At 62.3% G+C, this 16,621-nt stretch carries 12 protein-coding genes; 6 read left to right on the forward strand and 6 right to left on the reverse strand.

From position 1 onward, the window contains the following. Window positions 1-301 precede the first annotated feature (301 nt). The gene (locus M2447_RS00725) at window positions 302-1,096 is read left to right on the forward strand and encodes a uroporphyrinogen-III synthase (protein ID WP_277556918.1); all 795 of its coding nucleotides are present in this window, start codon (window positions 302-304) and stop codon (window positions 1,094-1,096) included. Window positions 1,097-1,148: 52 nt separating this feature from the next. Here the strand turns inward: M2447_RS00725 and M2447_RS00730 are convergent, their stop codons facing one another. Both M2447_RS00730 and M2447_RS00735 read right to left on the reverse strand, forming a co-directional pair. Next, window positions 1,149-1,958 carry a sugar phosphate isomerase/epimerase family protein gene (locus M2447_RS00730; protein ID WP_277556920.1) on the reverse strand — a complete coding sequence of 270 codons (810 nt, stop codon included), beginning with the start codon at window positions 1,956-1,958 and terminating at the stop codon, window positions 1,149-1,151. Window positions 1,959-2,105: 147 nt separating this feature from the next. Then, window positions 2,106-3,389, reverse strand: a complete 1,284-nt coding sequence (locus M2447_RS00735) for a class II aldolase/adducin family protein (RefSeq protein ID WP_277556921.1) — start codon at window positions 3,387-3,389, stop codon at window positions 2,106-2,108. 139 nt (window positions 3,390-3,528) lie between these two features. Here M2447_RS00735 and M2447_RS00740 point away from each other — a divergent pair, with 139 nt between their 5' ends. From M2447_RS00740 to M2447_RS00755, 4 genes are all read left to right on the forward strand, one after another. After that, window positions 3,529-4,305 (forward strand): RsmE family RNA methyltransferase, encoded by a 777-nt coding sequence (locus tag M2447_RS00740; RefSeq protein ID WP_277556922.1) that lies wholly within the window; start codon window positions 3,529-3,531, stop codon window positions 4,303-4,305. Between the two features lie 75 nt (window positions 4,306-4,380). Then, window positions 4,381-5,223 carry a DUF1080 domain-containing protein gene (locus M2447_RS00745; protein WP_277556923.1) on the forward strand — a complete coding sequence of 281 codons (843 nt, stop codon included), beginning with the start codon at window positions 4,381-4,383 and terminating at the stop codon, window positions 5,221-5,223. 24 nt (window positions 5,224-5,247) lie between these two features. After that, window positions 5,248-6,684 carry a Gfo/Idh/MocA family oxidoreductase gene (locus tag M2447_RS00750; protein WP_277556924.1) on the forward strand — a complete coding sequence of 479 codons (1,437 nt, stop codon included), beginning with the start codon at window positions 5,248-5,250 and terminating at the stop codon, window positions 6,682-6,684. Window positions 6,685-6,776: 92 nt separating this feature from the next. After that, window positions 6,777-8,315: a family 16 glycoside hydrolase gene (locus M2447_RS00755; protein ID WP_277556925.1), complete on the forward strand. Its 1,539-nt coding sequence runs from the start codon at window positions 6,777-6,779 to the stop codon at window positions 8,313-8,315. Between the two features lie 130 nt (window positions 8,316-8,445). Here M2447_RS00755 and M2447_RS00760 read toward each other — a convergent pair whose 3' ends face one another. Then, window positions 8,446-10,626 (reverse strand): glutamine synthetase III, encoded by a 2,181-nt coding sequence (locus tag M2447_RS00760; RefSeq protein ID WP_277508282.1) that lies wholly within the window; start codon window positions 10,624-10,626, stop codon window positions 8,446-8,448. Between the two features lie 303 nt (window positions 10,627-10,929). On the opposite strand from M2447_RS00760, the gene aroC reads away from it, so the two are divergent. Continuing rightward, complete coding sequence (gene aroC, locus M2447_RS00765) at window positions 10,930-12,030, forward strand: chorismate synthase (RefSeq protein ID WP_277556926.1); 1,101 nt, start codon at window positions 10,930-10,932, stop codon at window positions 12,028-12,030. 33 nt (window positions 12,031-12,063) lie between these two features. On the opposite strand, the gene mdoH is transcribed toward aroC, so the two are convergent. The 3 genes from mdoH to M2447_RS00780 are packed head-to-tail and all read right to left on the reverse strand — an operon-like array spanning window position 12,064 to window position 16,389. Continuing rightward, the gene (gene mdoH / locus M2447_RS00770; RefSeq protein WP_277556928.1) at window positions 12,064-14,238 is read right to left on the reverse strand and encodes a glucans biosynthesis glucosyltransferase MdoH; all 2,175 of its coding nucleotides are present in this window, start codon (window positions 14,236-14,238) and stop codon (window positions 12,064-12,066) included. 16 nt (window positions 14,239-14,254) lie between these two features. Further along, the gene (locus M2447_RS00775) at window positions 14,255-14,866 is read right to left on the reverse strand and encodes a hypothetical protein (RefSeq protein ID WP_277556929.1); all 612 of its coding nucleotides are present in this window, start codon (window positions 14,864-14,866) and stop codon (window positions 14,255-14,257) included. Beyond that, window positions 14,833-16,389: a glucan biosynthesis protein G gene (locus tag M2447_RS00780; RefSeq protein WP_277556930.1), complete on the reverse strand. Its 1,557-nt coding sequence runs from the start codon at window positions 16,387-16,389 to the stop codon at window positions 14,833-14,835. The genes M2447_RS00775 and M2447_RS00780 overlap by 34 nt, the downstream gene beginning before the upstream one ends. Window positions 16,390-16,621: the final 232 nt, after the last annotated feature.

The raw sequence follows: 16,621 nt of genomic DNA on the forward strand, positions 1-16,621 counted from the left end.
AAGGAAATCGAAAAAAAACGAGAGTTCTATGGGGTGGATGCGCTCCAATCCTTGATTCTAAATTTGTTTCTTCTTCATTCAATTTTTTCGCACCTTCGTAAAAAAGGTTACTCATTTAGATGCGTGAACAGCGGGGAAGAAATTTTTCCCGATGAGATGTTTGAGCCCTTCACTAAAAGAACTTATATCTATTTTATTAGGGAACCTCAACCGACTCAGCGAAAAACAAGCCTACTCCCACGAAACCCAACTTTATCCGCTTGCCCTGAATCCGCCGCGCGTTGCTCTTGGGTGAACTTCCATGTCCAAAGCCAGCACCACCAACCAGCCGTTTCTCAAGCGCCGCATCGTCATCACGCGCACGCAGGCGCAAAACGCCGGGCTCCGCGAAAAACTCGAAAGCCTCGGCGCCGAGGTGCTCGACATCCCGCTCATCACCGTCACCCCGGCCATCGACAAAAACGCCCTCGTCGAAATCTTCGCCGAACTCGGGAGCTATGACTGGATCGTTTTCACCAGCGCCAACGGCGCGCGCATTTTTTTCGAGCAATTTTTCAAGGGCTTCGACGACATCCGCTCTCTCGGCCTCCTGCGCTTCGCCTGCGTCGGGCGCGCCACGGCCCGCGAAATCGAAAAACACCACATCAAGGTCGAGTGCATGCCCAAGACCGCCACCGGCGAAGCCCTCGCCGACGCGCTCATCGACACCGGCAGCCTCGACAGCGCCAAGGTAATCGTCGTCACCGGCAATCTCAACCGCGACACACTCGTGCAAAAACTCGGGGACGCCCGCGCCATTGTTGACCGCCTCCCGCTCTACAAAACCGAAAAGACAAACCTCGCCGACAACCCCGCCGCCGCCGATTACCGCGAGCACGGCGCCGACGCGCTCCTCTTCACCAGTTCATCGACAGTCGATTCCTTCGTCGCCCAAGGCGCATCGCTCCGCCGCGGGGAAAAGGCGAAACAGCCCCTCTACGGCAGCATCGGTCCGCACACCAGCGAGACGATGCGCGAGAACAAAATCCCCGTCGATTTCGAGGCGGGCGAAGCCACCCTCGACGCCTTCATCGACGCGTTGATCGCGAAATTGTAGGGGCGCGCCTTGCGCGCGCCCTCGTCCACGCGGATGTTTTTCGGATGCGCCCCTACGCGCGCTCCCACGCCTCCCGGGCAAACGCCACCGTCCGCGCCAGCGTTTCCGGGTTTGTGTCCTCGAGCAGCACATACGCCCAAGGCTTGTGCTGTTTCGCCAGTTTAAAAAACAACGGGTAGTTCAGCAGCCCGCCCGCCGTCCCCGCAGCGACCTGTTTGTATTCGCCCTCCGGCGTGATGACAAAGTCCTTCGCGTGAAACGCCGCGATGCGCTCGCCGAACAGCGCGAACGATTCCTCGATGATCGCGTCCTGATTTTTGTGGTTGTCCGCGTTCACCAAGTTCACCGGGTCAAAAATAATCTGCAAATTGTTCGACCCCACCTCGTCGATCAGCCGTTTGATGCGCCTTGGGCTGTTGACAACATACGACGTCACACCCTCGACGGCCACGAACACGCCAAATTTTTCCGCCTCGCGCACCAGCTCGCGCACGCGCGAAAGCACGCGTTGAAACGCCGCCTCGCCGTGGTTGTCCGGGTGAAACACAAAATCCGCGCGCACCGATCCCGTTTCCGTCCCCACCATGCCGCATCCAAAATCGCGCGCATGGCGCAGGTATTCCTTGAATCGCCCCATCTGAAAACGCGCGTCCGCCTCGTCCGGCGTCCCCAGGTTGATGTAGCATCCCAGCACCGCAATCGAAACGCCCTCCGCGCGAAACGCCTCGCGCGCATGGGTTGCCAGCCCCGGACTCACGCGTCCCGCGTCCGGGTCGAAATCCGGAATCGATTTGACCGCCGCAAACTGCGCCGCGCACAAACCGTGCGCGGCGATCCGCCGTGCCAGCTCGTCGAGTTGCATCTTCCCAAAATCATGCGCGCGAACACCAAGTCTCATAGTGCCCGCATCGTGCTCGACCGCCGCGCAAAGCGTCAACCCCGCGGACGGCCAACAGTAAGAAAGCCCCGGGGCGTTTGAACAAACCAACGCGGGCGGCGGCGCGCCCGTTTATTCGACACCGAAAACTTTTTTCAACTCGTCGATCGCCGCGTCCGGCATCGGGACAAGCGGGCCGAGCGGGCGGCTGAGGAAAAGCGCCTCGCATGTCGCCTCCAGCACTTCGAGCCGGTCGAACGCGTCGAGCACGTTTTTGCCGACCACGAGCGCGCCCTCGTTTTCGATGAGGATGACGGGGCGCTTGGCGAGCGACACATGCGCGGCGATTGTTTCCGCGTCGGCGACGACACACGCGTGACGCAGGCGCGGCACGTCGTTGAGCATGATAAAACTCTCCGGAATCGTGCGCGTGCTCAGGGCGGCGTCGGTCATGCAAAACGCGCTCGCATGAGAGGGCTGGGCGTTGATGACCGCGCCCACATCCGGATTTTTTTGGTAAATGAGCGCGTGCAAAAGCGCCGCGCGGCTGGGCCGCTTGCCGGCCTCGCAGGCATTGATCGTGGCGCGCACCACGCCGGAGGGTTCGAGCTCGAGGCGGTCCCGGCGGCGCGGCGTGATGACAAACTCATCGCCCGCCAACCGCGCCGAGTATGATCCGACGGTGCTGGTAAGCAGGCGCTGCCTGTAGGAGCGCTGCACAAAATCGCATATCTGCGTGCGAAGCTCCTTCTCGCGGCTGGTCGGCTCGGCGTGGGGAAGCTCGGCCAGCCCGGGCAGCGCGCGCTCGACGAGCTGCTCATCCGTGAGCGTGTTGATTTTGCCAAGCGCGGCGGCCTTGCAAAGGGTCTGCGCGACGTATTCGAGTGTTTCGAAACGTTGAAACGCGTCCTTCAAATCGCGCCCGCCAATCACAACGCCATGGTTTTCGAGCATCACGCAATCGGCGCCGCCCGCAAAGGTTTCGGCGATGTTGCGACCGAGCTCCTCGCTGCCGGGGCACGCATACGCGGCATAGGCGATCTTGCCGCAGACGGCGTGCGCGAGCACCTGCACCCGCGTGTCCGGAATCAACCGGCAAATGCTGAACGCCACGAGCGCGCCGGGATGCGCGTGCACGATGGCCTTGATGTCGGGCCGCCTGCGGTAGATTTCGCGGTGAAAGGGAAACTCGGACGACGGCGGGTGCAACCCCTCGCGCGTGCCGTCGGGGCGAACACAAACAATGTCGGAGGAATTCAACCGCCCCTTGTCCACGCGCGCGGGCGTGATCCAAATGCCGCCGTCGGCGTCGCGGATGGAAAGATTGCCGCCGGAGGTGGTGGTCATCTTGTAACGATAGATGCGACGCATTGTTTCGACGAGTTCGTCGCGCGGATGAAGCCAGGAGGAAGCCATGTGAAAAATTAAGAAGTATGAATTAAGAATTAAGAAGTCCAAATCAATGGCAACGGCGCATGCGCAATGGAACCAACATTTACAGGCACCCGCAATTTTCTGACTTCTTAATTCCTAATTTCTGCTTTCTACTTTTTCCGTGCCCGATTTTCGTTCCTATTGCCCAAGCCCGGCTGATGCCGCGAACGCGACGGAGCTTTTGCTCTCCGCCGAGGAGTCGCATCATCTCGTCGCGGTCAATCGCGCCCGCCGCGGCGATCCCGTGATCGCATTCGACGGTCACGGACGCGAATGGACCTGCGAACTCGCGCGCGATTCCAAAAACGCCGCCGTGCTCAAAGTCCTCTCATCGCGTCAGGCCGCCGCGTTTCCCTTTCGCATCACACTCGCGCAAGCGCTGCCCAAGGGGCCGTCGATGGACGCCATCGTGCGCAAGGCCACCGAGATCGGAGCCGCGCGCATCGTGCCGCTCGAAAGCGAGCGCACCCAGGTCCACTTCGACACCAAGCGCGAGGACAAAAAAACGGACAAGTGGCGCGTCGCCGCGCTCGAAGCCGCCAAGCAATGCGGCAATCCCTGGCTGCCCGAAATCCAGCCCGTGCAAAACGCCACCTCGTTCATGCGCGCAAGCGCGACCCCCGGGGCCGGCTTCGACCTGCGCCTCATCGCCAGCCTTCACGACGGCGCGCGCCCGCTCAAAACCATCCTCGCCGACTTCCGCGCCGCGCACGAAAACAACGCGCCCCGAAACGTGCTCTGGCTCATCGGCCCCGAGGGCGATTTTTCCCCGGCGGAAATGGACGCGGCGCGCGGCGCCGGCATCGCGCCGGTGACGCTCGGCCCGCTTGTGCTGCGCTGCGAAACTGCGGCGGTTTACGCCCTGAGTATTTTGAGTTACGAGCTGCAAAACATGTGACTAAATATTCGCGCTTTTTCACCTCGCCCTTATTCGCCGTGGATAGTTATTTTTCGCGCTAATTTTTCGCTTCTTATGCAAATACGCATCCCTGCCCTCATGAGCTTGTTCGCGTGCGCGCTTGTCGCGCATGCGCAACAAAACGCAACTGAGCTCCCGCCGCTTCCAAAGCCCGAACTCACCGAACAATGGGAGCCGGTTCCGCCCGTCATCAGCGTGCCCGCGACGACCGGCATTCCGTCCGACGCCATTGTGCTTTTCGACGGCACCAACCTCGACGCGTGGGAATCGACCGACAAGAAAAACGCCGCGCCGCGCTGGAAACTCGACCCCGCGGAACGCTCCATGACCGTCGTGCCCAAGACCGGCAGCCTGCGCACCAAGGCCTCGTTTGGCGACGTCCAGATCCACCTCGAATGGCGCTCGCCCGCCGTGGTAAAGAAGTCCGGCCAGGGCCGCGGCAACAGCGGCGTGCTCATCATGGGGCTCTACGAACTGCAAGTGCTCGACTCCCACGAAAACCCGACCTACCCCAACGGACAGGCCGGCTCGATCTACAAACAATTTCCGCCCCTGGTGAACGCATCCCGCAAACCCGGCGAATGGCAAACCTACGACATCGTGTTCATCGCGCCGCGCTTTAATGCCGACGGCTCGCTCGCCTCGCCCGCGCGCATGACCGCGATCCACAACGGCGTGGTCGTCCAGCACGCCACCGAGCTGCGCGGCCCCACCGAGTATCGCGGCCTGCCCGCCTACAAGGCCCACGCCGACAAGCTGCCCTTCACGCTCCAAAACCACGGCGGCGACCTTGTCTCCTTCCGCAACATCTGGGTGCGCGAACTCTCCTTCCCGCCGCCGCCGCCGATTCCCGATCTTCCCCCGCCGCCCTACGCGCCGCCTCCGAAAAAGAAATAACTCTCCGAAAAACACATCCCTACAATGAAACATTCCAATACCAAAAACACATCCGCGACGCCCAACGCGCTCTCGCGCCGCCGCTTCCTCCAAACCGCAGCCACGGCCACCGCGGCGGTCGCCTTCGGCACCCCGTTCATCTCGCGCGCCTGGGCCGCCGCCGGCGCGAAGTCCCCGTATAAAAACCTCGTCTCCGCCAACCGCAAAGTCCGCGTCGCCTGCATCGGCATCGGCGGCCGCGGCTACAGCAACCTCTCCGGCATTATCGACGCCGGCGGCGAAATCGCCGCGCTTTGCGACGTGCACTTCGAGCGCGGCTCGCGCGCGTTCTACGGACACCCGAACGTCCCCCGCTACCGCGACTTCCGCCAAATGCTCGAGGAAATGGACGGCAAAATCGACGCCGTCTCCGTCTCCACGCCCGACCACATGCACTTCCCCGCGACGCTCATGGCGATCGAACGCGGCAAGCACGTTTACGTTGAAAAACCCCTCACGCACACCATCGGCGAGGCCCGCATCCTGAAAGCCGCCGCCCAAAAACACGGCATTGTCTCCCAAATGGGCAACCAAGGCCACGCCAAGGAAGGCACGCGCCTCACCAAGGAATGGATTGATGCCGGCGTCATCGGCACCGTGCGCGAAATCCACAGCTGGACAAACCGCCCCGGCGTTCCCGGACGCCGTCCCATCTGGCCGCAGGACGTTCCCTGGCCCACCAAGGACACCGAAAAAACGCGCTATGCGCTCAGCCCCGACACGCTCGACTGGAACCTCTGGCTCGGCGTCGCCCCCGTGCGCCCCTACACGCACAACCTCGCCCCCTTCGACTGGCGCGGTTTCTGGGACTACGGCTGCGGCGCGCTCGGCGACATGGGCTGCCACATCATGGACGCCGCCTACTGGGCGCTCGACCTCAACGGCGACTGCAAAGTCACCGCCGACGCCGAGGGCGGCTCCGTCGTCTGCGGCCCCAAGGCCTCCACAATCACCTACGAATTCCCCGCGCGCGGCTCCCGCGCGCCCGTCAAATACGTCTGGTATGACGGCGGCCGCAAACCCGCCGCCCCCAAGGAACTCGGCGACGACGGCAAACTCAGCACCGGCGGCACGCTCTACTACGGCGACAAGGGTATCATGTATTCGCCCAGCGATTACTCGGAATCCGTCAAACTCCTGCCCGAATCGAAAATGAAGGAGTTCACCAAGCGCCCGGCCAGGACCATCCGCCGCATCCCCAAGGCCAACCAATACCGCGAGTGGCTCGACGCCATCCAAGGCGGCGCGCACGCCCCCGGCTCCAACATCGTTGACCACGCCGCCGGCCTCACCGAATTCGTCTCGCTCGGCAACCTCGCCCTGCGCACCGGCAAACCCATCCAATGGGACGCCACCCGCGCCGTGTGCACCGGAATGCCCGAAGCCCAAATCCTCATCAACAAAAACTACCGCGTGTATTAAAAGGCTGAAGGACTGAAAGGCTGAAGAGCTGAAATCCAGCCCGGCCCTCCGGTCCTCACCACGACAAACACAACGCAACATCAAAATTCATCATGAAAAAACAACTCTTCGCGCTCTCCGCGCTTCTGCTTTCACTCCTCACCCTTCACGCCTCGCTCAATGCCGCCTCCGGCGACATCGAACTCGGCCTCCAGTCCTACACCTTCCGCACGAAACAATTCAACCTCACCCTCGAGGACGCGCTTGATCGGGCGGTCGCGATGAAAATCAAAAACATCCAAGCCTATCCCGGGCACAAAATCTCCGCCAAGGTCGATGAAAAGTTCGGGCACAATATGAGCGACGCCGCCAAGGCCGAGGTTCGCAGCCTCTTCAAGAAGCGCAAGCTCAACCTCACCAGCTACGGCGTCGTCAACGGCAAGACCGAGGCCGAGTGGCGCAAAATCTTCGCCTTCGCCAAGGAAATGGGCCTGCGCGACGTCGCCGTCGAGCCGAAGGACACCGGCGTCATACCGCTCATCGCCAAACTCGCCGAGGAATACGGCGTCAAGGCGGCGATCCACAACCACGCGGAACCAACCGTTTACGCCGACCCCGAATTCGCCCTCGCCACCGCCGCGCCCCATGCAAAAAGCATGGGACTGTGCGCCGACACCGGCCACTGGATGCGCAGCGGTTACGACCCCGTCGCCACGCTCCGCAAAGCCGAGGGCCGCCTTGTCTCGCTGCACTTCAAGGACCTCACCGAGCGCGGTGTGAAAGCCGCGAAGGACATGCCCTGGGGCACCGGCGCGGGCGACGCCGCCCTGCAAATCCTCGAACTGCGCCGCCAGGGCTTCAAGGGCATCGCCTACATGGAATACGAAAACAAAGTGCCGGTCGCGCAACTCGACGCCGAAACCGCGCTCTGCGCCGATTGGTTCCACCGCGCCCTCGCCGCCAGCGACGACGACCTGCGCAACGGCCGCGTGCTCCCCGCCGGCTACGTCAACGAGAAAAACATCTCCAAGACCTGGGCCAAGAAACGCCCCGCCAACACCGAGCGCTGGCCCAACGCCCAGCCCCTCTTCGACAAGAACCTCTCCAACGCCCAGTTCAAGGCCGGCACATGGGAATTCGTTGACGGCGTGCTCACCGGCAAGGCCAACGGCACCATCTGGACAAAGGAAAAATACGGCGACTTCGCACTGAACCTCGACTTCCGCTGCGCGGAAAAAGGCGACAGCGGCATCATCCTGCGCTGCACCGACATTTCCAAATGGGTGCAAAACGCCATGGAGGTGCAGATCCAGCAAGGGGAGAACAAAAACCCGAAATACGCCATGGGCGCCGTGGTTGACATAGCCGCGCCGAGCCGCCAGCTCGAAATCGAACCCGGCCGCTGGTATCACGCCACCGTCATCGCCCAGGGGCCGAAGCTCCAAGTCTCGATCGACGGCGAGCGGGTGATCAACATCGACCTCTCCAAGTGGAAGGAAGCCGGCAAGAACCCGGACGGCAGCAAGAACAAATTCCAAAAGGCGTATGCCGAAATGGTCGGCGAAGGCCGCATCGGCCTTCAGTATTACGCCAACAGAGCCGTCACCTTCCGCAACTTGGTTATTGAGCGCATCCCCGCCAAGACGGAGTAGGCAGCCCCGCCCAAAAGCCATTCAGAACAAAACGCGCCGGATGAAATGCCCGGCGCGTTTTTTTGCGCCATGATGTTGATCGCCTTCGGAAAAAGAGCGCCCAACTCATGTTCGCCAAAAGGCCGGGGCCTTATTTGATGAACAGCATTTCCTCGTAGGTGGGCACGGGCCAGGTGTCGTCGGGGCACACGGTTTCGAGGGCGTCAACCGCCTGGCGGATCGTGTTGAGTTGAGGGAGGACTTCGTTGCAATAGTGCTGCGCCTCGGCGAGCAGGTCGGGCAGTGTCGCCTGCTTGCCGCGCATGGCGGTAAGCTTGCCGAGTTCGTCTTGAAGGTCGGCGATAAGCATGCTGACGCGCTCGAAGAGACGGGTGTCGGGCGCGGCGCCGGCTGCCTTGAGTTCGTTGATGTTCCGGGCGAGCTCGGTTTGGTAGCGCAGCGCGGTGGGGATGTATTTTGTGCTCGCCATTTCGATGACGATGCGCGTCTCGACATTGATCGCCTTGCAATATTGCTCGAGCGCGATTTCACGGCGCGATTCGAGCTCGCGCCTGGTGAGCACCTTCATGCGCTCGAAACACTCGACGGTGTCGGGCGCGACCATCCACACGGCGGCGTCGGGCGTGGTTTTTAAGTTGAGCAGGCCGAGGCTCTCGGCTTCGCGGTGCCAGTCGGGCGAGTAGCCGTTGCCGTTGAAAATGACCGCGCCATTTTCCCTGGCGATTTGGGTCAGGACCTCGGAGACGGCGTCCTCGAGTTTTTTGCCGCCGGCGACGCTTTTTTCGAGATGGTCGGCGATGCGGTTGAGCGAGCCGGCGACGATGGTGTTGAGCGCGGCGAGCGGCGCGCCGATGGACTGGTTGGAGCCGACGGCGCGGAACTCGAATTTGTTTCCGGTGAAGGCAAAGGGCGAGGTGCGGTTGCGGTCTCCGGTGTCGCGCTGGAGAACGGGGAGCGAATCAACGCCGAGCTGGATGGTGTCCGCCTTTTGGGAGGAGCAGGCGCGGCCTTTTTTGAGCTGCTCAAAAACGTCGGAGAGTTGCGCGCCGAGAAAGATCGACATGATCGCGGGCGGGGCCTCGTTGGCCCCGAGGCGCTGGTCGTTGCTGGCCGAGCCGACGAGTGCGCGCAGCAGGCCGCTGTGCCGGTGGACGGCGCGAATGATCGCCGCGCAGAAAACGAGGAACTGCATGTTCTCGTGCGGCGTGGCGCCGGGATCGAGAAGGTTGCCCTGCACGCTGTTGCCGAGCGACCAGTTGAGGTGCTTGCCGGAGCCGTTGACGCCGGAGAAGGGCTTTTCGTGGAGGATGCACTCGAAGCCGTATTTGCGGGCGACGCGCTTGAGGACGATCATCGTGAGCTGCTGGTGATCGGCGGCGACGTTGGCGTTTTCGTAAACGGGCGCGATTTCGTATTGCGAGGGCGCGACCTCGTTGTGGCGCGTCTTGATGGGCACGCCGAGTTTGTAGAGCTCGGCCTCGCACTCGTGCATGTAGGCGAGCACGCGCTCGGGGATGACCCCGTAGTATTGGTCGGCAAACTCCTGCCCCTTGGGCGGGCGCGCCCCGAAGAGCGTGCGCCCGGCGGTCATGAGGTCGGGACGGGCGAGGAAGAAATTGCGGTCGATGAGAAAATATTCCTGTTCGGGGCCGGCGGTCGGCGTGACGAGGGGCACATCGGTGTGACCGAAAAGTTTCAGGATGCGGCGCGCCTGTTCGTCGAGCGCCTCGGCGGAGCGCAGGATCGGCGTTTTCAGGTCGAGCGACTCGCCGGTCCACGAGACAAAAACCGTCGGGATGCAAAGCGTGGCGCCGTTGGGATTTTCGAGAAGATAGCACGGGCTGGTGACATCCCACGCCGTGTAACCGCGCGCCTCGAAGGTGGCGCGAATGCCGCCTGAGGGCAGCGAGGACGCGTCGGATTCGCCGAGGATGAGCTGCTTGCCGGAGAACTCGGCGACGGCGCCGCCCTTGCCGTCGGGCTCGAGGAAGCTGTCGTGTTTTTCAGCGGTGAGTCCGGTGAGCGGTTGAAAGACGTGCGCGTAGTGCGTCGCGCCGCGTTCGAGCGCCCAGTCCTTGATGGCGGTGGCGACGGCGTCGGCGTCGGCGGGCTCGAGCTTCGAGACGGTCTCGATGGTTTTGCGGAGCGATTTGTAAATGGCCTTGGGAAGGCGCGCCTGCATGAGCTCGTCGGTGAAGACGTTGCGACCAAACAACTCGGCGGTGTGGCTTTCATTGAAGGCCACGGTTGCGGTGACGCGGTAGTTGTTGGCGGCTGAGATCGCGCTTAATCGTGCTGGGCTTACGCTCATGTGGGAAGTGTGGTGCGGAGATCGGAATGCGGAACGAGGATATGCGAAAGGGTTTCTGATGAGGTTTTTTGGACGGGAACTCAAGCACGAGCTTTGGCGGATTACGGACTTCATCCATGCATTGAAGCAAGAACCGGGCCAGTGTCCGCGCGGACCAAGCCACGATTCGCAATCACACTTTCCCGTCGCATTTCAAAAACGAGGCCGGCCAAATTTGCATTGTTTCAAGAGCCCCCCGTCGCGCCCGCGATTGCCATTTGAATCTTGCGAAGCGGGGCCGCGGCGGGTGTGTTTATCGACACGATGCCAAACAGTTTCGGAAAGATGTTCACGATTACGACCTGGGGAGAAAGCCACGGCGCGGGCGTGGGCGTGGTGGTAGACGGATGCCCGCCGCTTCTGCCAATCACAGCGGAGGAAATCCAGGCCGAACTCGACCGGCGGCGTCCGGGGCAAAGCGACATCGTGACTCCGCGCAACGAGGCCGACGCGGTGGAAATCCTATCCGGCGTGTTCGAGGGAAAAACAACCGGCGCGCCAATCGCCATGCTGGTGCGCAACGCCGACCAGCGCCCCGGCGCATACGACGAGATGCGCGAAAAATTCCGCCCGTCGCACGCCGATTTTGCTTACCAGGCGAAATATGGCGCGCGCGATCACCGCGGCGGCGGACGCAGCTCCGCGCGCGAAACAATCGGCCGCGTGGCGGCCGGCGCGATCGCAAAAAAACTGCTGTCAGCCAAAGGCGTCGAAATCCGCGCGTTCGTTGCGCGTGTGCAGGATCTCGCAATACCGGAAACCGTGCTTTCGGAAATGCCGTTTCCATCGCCCGCGCAAATCGAGGCCAGCGCGGTGCGCTGCCCGCACGCGGCGACGGCGGAGGCGATGATCGAGCGCATCAAGGAAGTGCGCGCCGCGGGCGATTCCGTGGGAGGCGTGATTCGGTGCCGCGTGCACGGCGTTCCCGCCGGATTGGGCGAGCCCGTGTTTGACCGGCTGGAGGCGGACCTGGCGAAGGCGATGCTCTCGCTGCCCGCGTCGAAAGGTTTTGAAATCGGAAGCGGTTTTGCGGGAACGCTGTTGAAAGGCTCCGAGCACAATGACGCATGGATCTCGCAGGACGGAAAACCGCGCACGGCGACAAACCGCTCCGGCGGCGTGCAAGGCGGCATCAGCAACGGCGAGGAGATTTTTTTCAACGTGGCATTCAAGCCGACCGCCACGATCATGCTGCCGCAAAAAACCGTCGATGCGCGCGGCGCGCAAACCGAGCTGACCGGTCGCGGACGTCACGACCCGTGCGTGCTGCCGCGCGCGGTGCCGATTGTCGAGTCAATGGCCGCGCTGGTGCTCGTCGATCACTGGATGCGCCAAAACGCGCAGTGCGGGACGTTTCAATTGTGATCAAACCGCGCTGTTTTCGCTCTAAGCGCGCCATCAGCGATACAACGCCGTCACGGGAGTGGTTGTGAGCACGTTGTATTGGCGCACGGCGAGCCGCCACCATTCGGCAAGGTCGCGCGCCGGGCGCCGCCAGAGTTCGCGGTGCAGCCAGATCATGGATTCCGCATCGTAAAGCAGGCCGACTTTTTCCTTCTGCGCAAGCCCCCCGGGTCCCTCAAAAAGAAGTCGTTCGCGCAAACGCGCAAAGTATTCGCGCGCCTCCTCGCTGCTCGTCTCCTTTTGCCGCAACATCGAAACATGCACGGCGTTCACATACGGATCGAGCACGGCCTGAAGCAAACCGTGGTCGGCGCGCAACACATCCAGCGGACGCATCTGTTTGTAACATTCCTCCAAGTTCAAACGCAACCGGCGCAGTTCATACGGCGGGCGCGTTTCCTCGGGCGTGAGAAACAATCCCGCCTCCGCCGCGGCGCGCCCGAAGCGCAGTTTTCCCAGGCCGATCGAAATCGGAATCGAAAACACCATCCCGGCCAGCACCGGCGAAAGCCACCAGAAGAACACCGGCCGGATGTAAAACGCCAGCGCGCCCCACGCCAAACCAAAGACAATGTGCGGCGCGTGCGTGATAATCGCCTCGCGCCAGTCGGTGCCGTCATCGCCGCCGCGTTTCTGCGTGACCCACGACACGCCCTTCCCCAGCAGCGTGTAAACGACAAACTTGCTGTGGAAAAGCATGTTGACCGGCGCCAGAAACACCGAGAGCACAACCTCCAGCAGGGTGCTCGCGACGAGATTTTTTCTCCCTCCAAACGACTCCGCCGCATCGCGATTTTTCAGCGTCAGGAAAACGCTCATGAACTTCGACGCAAACAGCATCACCATCGTGAGCAAAAAGAGCGCGAGCGCCTCCGCCGCCTGCACCGGCATGCCAAAAACCAACGCGTCGCCGCGCGTCGCAAGCGCGCCCGCGAACGACTCCCCCATCGCCCGCCCGTGCGAGTTTGCGACACCAAAGGCATAAACGGTGCCGAGCATCATGAACAACAGCCACAATGGCGACGACACATACGCCATCACGCCCATGAGCAGATGCAGGCGGTTGACCGGCCTGAACCCTTTCGCCAGCAGCAGCCAGCTGTGCTGCATGTTGCCCTGGCACCAGCGCCGGTCGCGCTTGGCGCTGTCGATCAGCGTCGGCGGCCCCTCCTCGTAGGTGCCCTCGATGTCGCCCGCGAGCCACACCTGCCAGCCCGCCTTGCGCATGAGCGCGGCCTCGACAAAATCGTGCGACAGGATGCGTCCGCCAAACGGTTCGCGCCCCGGCAACTCCGGCAACCCGCAATGCTCGATGAACGGCTGCACGCGAATGACCGCGTTGTGCCCCCAGTAGTTGCCCGAGTCCTGCTGCCAAAAATTCAGCCCCGCGAGAAACAGCGGGCTGTAAAGCCGGTTCGCGAATTGTTGCAGGCGCGCATAAAGCGTCTCGCCGTTCACGAGGCGCGGCGCGGTCTGGATGATGCCGGCTCCGGGATTTTTTTCCATCATCGCGACGAGTTTCACCAGCGCGTCGCCCGACATGATGCTGTCCGCGTCGAGCACGACCATGTAGCGGTATTTCCTTCCCCAGCGGCGCAGAAAATCGGCCACATTGCCCGCCTTCTTGTTAATTTGCTGGCGGCGTTTGCGGTAGAAAATTTTCCCAAAGCCCCCGACCTGCTTGCAAAGCTCCACCCACGCCACCTCCTCCTGAACCAACTGGTTTGGCTGGTTGGAGTCGCTGAGGATGAAAAAATCGAAATGCTCCAGCCGCCCCGTCTCCTGCAACGAGCGAAACACCACGCGCAATCCCTCAAAAACGCGGCTCACATCCTCGTTGAACACCGGCATCACGACCGCCGTGCCCGCCAGTTGCGGAGATTCGCCAGGCGCGATGGTATTGGCAATCTGCCGGCGATCACCGCCCCGTATCGAGATGACAAAGCCGGTCAGCGCCGTCACAAACCCCAGAGCGATCTGCGCAAACAAAATCACAAACAACACAAGCATCGCGCACTCCAGCGGGGTGAGCCGCCCGTCGAAACGCCAGAACAGATCGGCCATGAGCCACGTCGCGGCGCCCGTGATCATGAAGACGAGCGTGAAAAACACACGCCTGCGGCGCGCGATTTTTCGGGGAGCGTTCAGTTCGTGCGAAGTTATTGTCATGCGATAAAAACCCGCCTTACCGGGTGAACAAAAAGATGCCCGCGAAGACCGCCGCGAAGAAAATCCAGAGCGCGCATGTTTTCAAAACCGGCCAGCGCTCCATGCGCTCCAATGTCTCGCCCGCCGCCCCGGTGATCACGCCCAGGTCAATCGGCCTCGGCACCATGCTCGACACCGCCATGTTCGGCCCCGCCGTGATCGAGCTCTCGCGCATGGCCCTCGCGAACTCCTCCGGGATTTTGCCTGTATCCAGGAATGAATACGGCCACTTGGTCGCGCCGTTCGTGAGCAGCAGCGCCACGCGGCCCGTCGCCGCCAGCCGCTCCCCGGGAACGTCGCAGCCCGCGAACACCGCGCCGAACCAGCGATCCATCCACGCCTCGGTTTCCACGGCGGCAAGCGTGGTGGGATCAAGTGAGGGATTCCGCTCATGGCGTTTCGCGGCGTGCTCGAGAATCGCCTGGATCAACCGGCTCTGGTGCAGGCGCGAGTGAATCCGGTGCGCACGCAGATAATCCTCCACGCGCGCATAGGCGGCGTTCCAGGCCTCGATTGAGCCGGTGCGCGGGCGAAATCCCTCCGGCAGCAGGTCGTTCATCGCGTCTCCGGATTCCACAGGTAACTCCATGTTTCGGTGAGCGCCCCGCCGCGGTTGTTGCGCAGGAAGCACCGCAGTTCCACGGGCTTTCCGGAACCGTCGGGCGCAATGGCAAACGCGGCGCGCCACGTGTTGTTGTGGGGATTTCTTTCCGCGCTCACATGCGCGACCCTCGCACCGTCGCCCGCGGTCACAACCGCCTCCACCTTCTCCCCGGCGGACAGCTTCGCCAGAGCGCCGCCGCCGTAATCAACCCAGAACCGCCGCAGATTTGTTTCGTGCGTGAACGATCTTCCCTGGCGCGTGGAAACGACAATTCCCGTCCCGGGCGCGGGTGTGTTTCCGCCGGCTTCGTTGAACCAGTGCATCCGATACGACACGCGCAACGGCTCGCCCGCGGGCGGCAGCGTGGCGGGCGCCCAAAAGGCGACGATGTTGTCGTTGGTCTCGTCCGGCGTGGGCAACTCAACGAGGCGCACCTCTCCCCCGCCCCAGTCGCCAACCGGCTCCACCCACACGCTCGGCCGCAAATGATACGCCGCCTCGATGTCCTGGTAATTTTCAAAATCGCGCTCGCGTTGCATCAACCCGAAGCCGCGCGGATTCTCGTCCGAGAAGCTGGAAACACTCACCGCGCGCGGATTGTCGAGCGGACGCCACAGCCACTCGCCCGCTCCCGTGTGCAGCGAAAGCCCGTCCGAGTCGTGCACCTCCTGACGCAAATCATCCGGACGCATCGCGCTCGATTTGCCGAACCAAAACATGCTCGTGAGCGGCGCGATTCCGAAAACCTGCCGCCCCTCCGCCTTCGCCGCGCGCCGGTAAATCACCGCGTCAACCTCAATCAGGGTGACGCCGCCCGGCGTGATCAAAAACTGATACGCGCCCGTCACGCTCGGGCTGTCCATGAGCGCCCACACGCGCAGCCCCTTCGCAGTCGCCACGGGACGCTCGACCCAGAATTCCTCGAACACCGGAAACTCCTCGCCGCCCGGCCCGGCGGTGTCGATTGCCAGCCCTCGCGCGGAAAGCCCGTAATGCGAGCCCTTAGCCAGCGCGCGGAAATAACTCGCGCCCTGAAACACAACCAAGTCGTCCCACACGCCGGGCTTGTTGAGTTGGTTGTGCACGCGCAATCCGCTGAACCCCATGTCCGCCGGAAGCCCGGAACCGGCGGCCCGCGCCGCGCCGCGATAGTCAAATGCCTCCGCCGAAAACGGAATCCGCGCCGCCCTGCCGTCAACGACCTCGTTGATCCGCACCGTGTGCAACTGGATGAACCCCGGATGAAAAAACTGCATGCGAAACGGAATATCATCGCGCGCCCACAACGCATGATCCGCCCTGTAGGCGATCTGCCGGTATTCGTCGTAATTCAGCCGCCTCAAGGCCTCCGGCACGCGCGATGGCGGAGCGACGTAAGGCTTGGCAGCCAGCGCGGCGGCGCGCTCCCGCAATTTTTCAAAATCAAACGCATCCTGTGCAACGGCCGACGATGCGGCGGTCGTCACGACAACGCCGCACAGCACTGGCCGCATTGCGCGCAAAAGCATATGGAATCTGAATCGAAAAAACATGGTTGTGTGGAAAATCAAAAACGAAACAGACCGCGATTCGGCAAAAAGGTTACGCGCCGGGACAATCCATGAAAAACGCCACGCCCAAACCGCTTTCACATAGCGTTTTTACGACTTACTTATTATTTCACGCCTTGTGAAACAAGGCTCCCGTTTGAGTGGCCATGCGCCATTATCAACCACCAAAGTGCGATGAGAAAAAACCTTA

The organism is Ereboglobus sp. PH5-10 (assembly GCF_029504735.1).
GTDB lineage: Bacteria > Verrucomicrobiota > Verrucomicrobiia > Opitutales > Opitutaceae > Ereboglobus.

Excerpts from the sequence above, each read along its gene's own strand:
- M2447_RS00725 (WP_277556918.1), top strand. The coding sequence starts at position 302 with ATGTCCAAAGCCAGCACCACCAACCAGCCGTTTCTCAAGCGCCGCATC.
- M2447_RS00730 (WP_277556920.1), bottom strand. The coding sequence starts at position 1,958 with ATGCAACTCGACGAGCTGGCACGGCGGATCGCCGCGCACGGTTTGTGC.
- M2447_RS00735 (WP_277556921.1), bottom strand. The coding sequence starts at position 3,389 with ATGGCTTCCTCCTGGCTTCATCCGCGCGACGAACTCGTCGAAACAATG.
- M2447_RS00745 (WP_277556923.1), top strand. The coding sequence starts at position 4,381 with ATGCAAATACGCATCCCTGCCCTCATGAGCTTGTTCGCGTGCGCGCTT.
- M2447_RS00750 (WP_277556924.1), top strand. The coding sequence starts at position 5,248 with ATGAAACATTCCAATACCAAAAACACATCCGCGACGCCCAACGCGCTC.
- M2447_RS00755 (WP_277556925.1), top strand. The coding sequence starts at position 6,777 with ATGAAAAAACAACTCTTCGCGCTCTCCGCGCTTCTGCTTTCACTCCTC.
- M2447_RS00760 (WP_277508282.1), bottom strand. The coding sequence starts at position 10,626 with ATGAGCGTAAGCCCAGCACGATTAAGCGCGATCTCAGCCGCCAACAAC.
- aroC (WP_277556926.1), top strand. The coding sequence starts at position 10,930 with ATGCCAAACAGTTTCGGAAAGATGTTCACGATTACGACCTGGGGAGAA.
- mdoH (WP_277556928.1), bottom strand. The coding sequence starts at position 14,238 with ATGACAATAACTTCGCACGAACTGAACGCTCCCCGAAAAATCGCGCGC.
- M2447_RS00775 (WP_277556929.1), bottom strand. The coding sequence starts at position 14,866 with ATGGAGTTACCTGTGGAATCCGGAGACGCGATGAACGACCTGCTGCCG.
- M2447_RS00780 (WP_277556930.1), bottom strand. The coding sequence starts at position 16,389 with ATGCTTTTGCGCGCAATGCGGCCAGTGCTGTGCGGCGTTGTCGTGACG.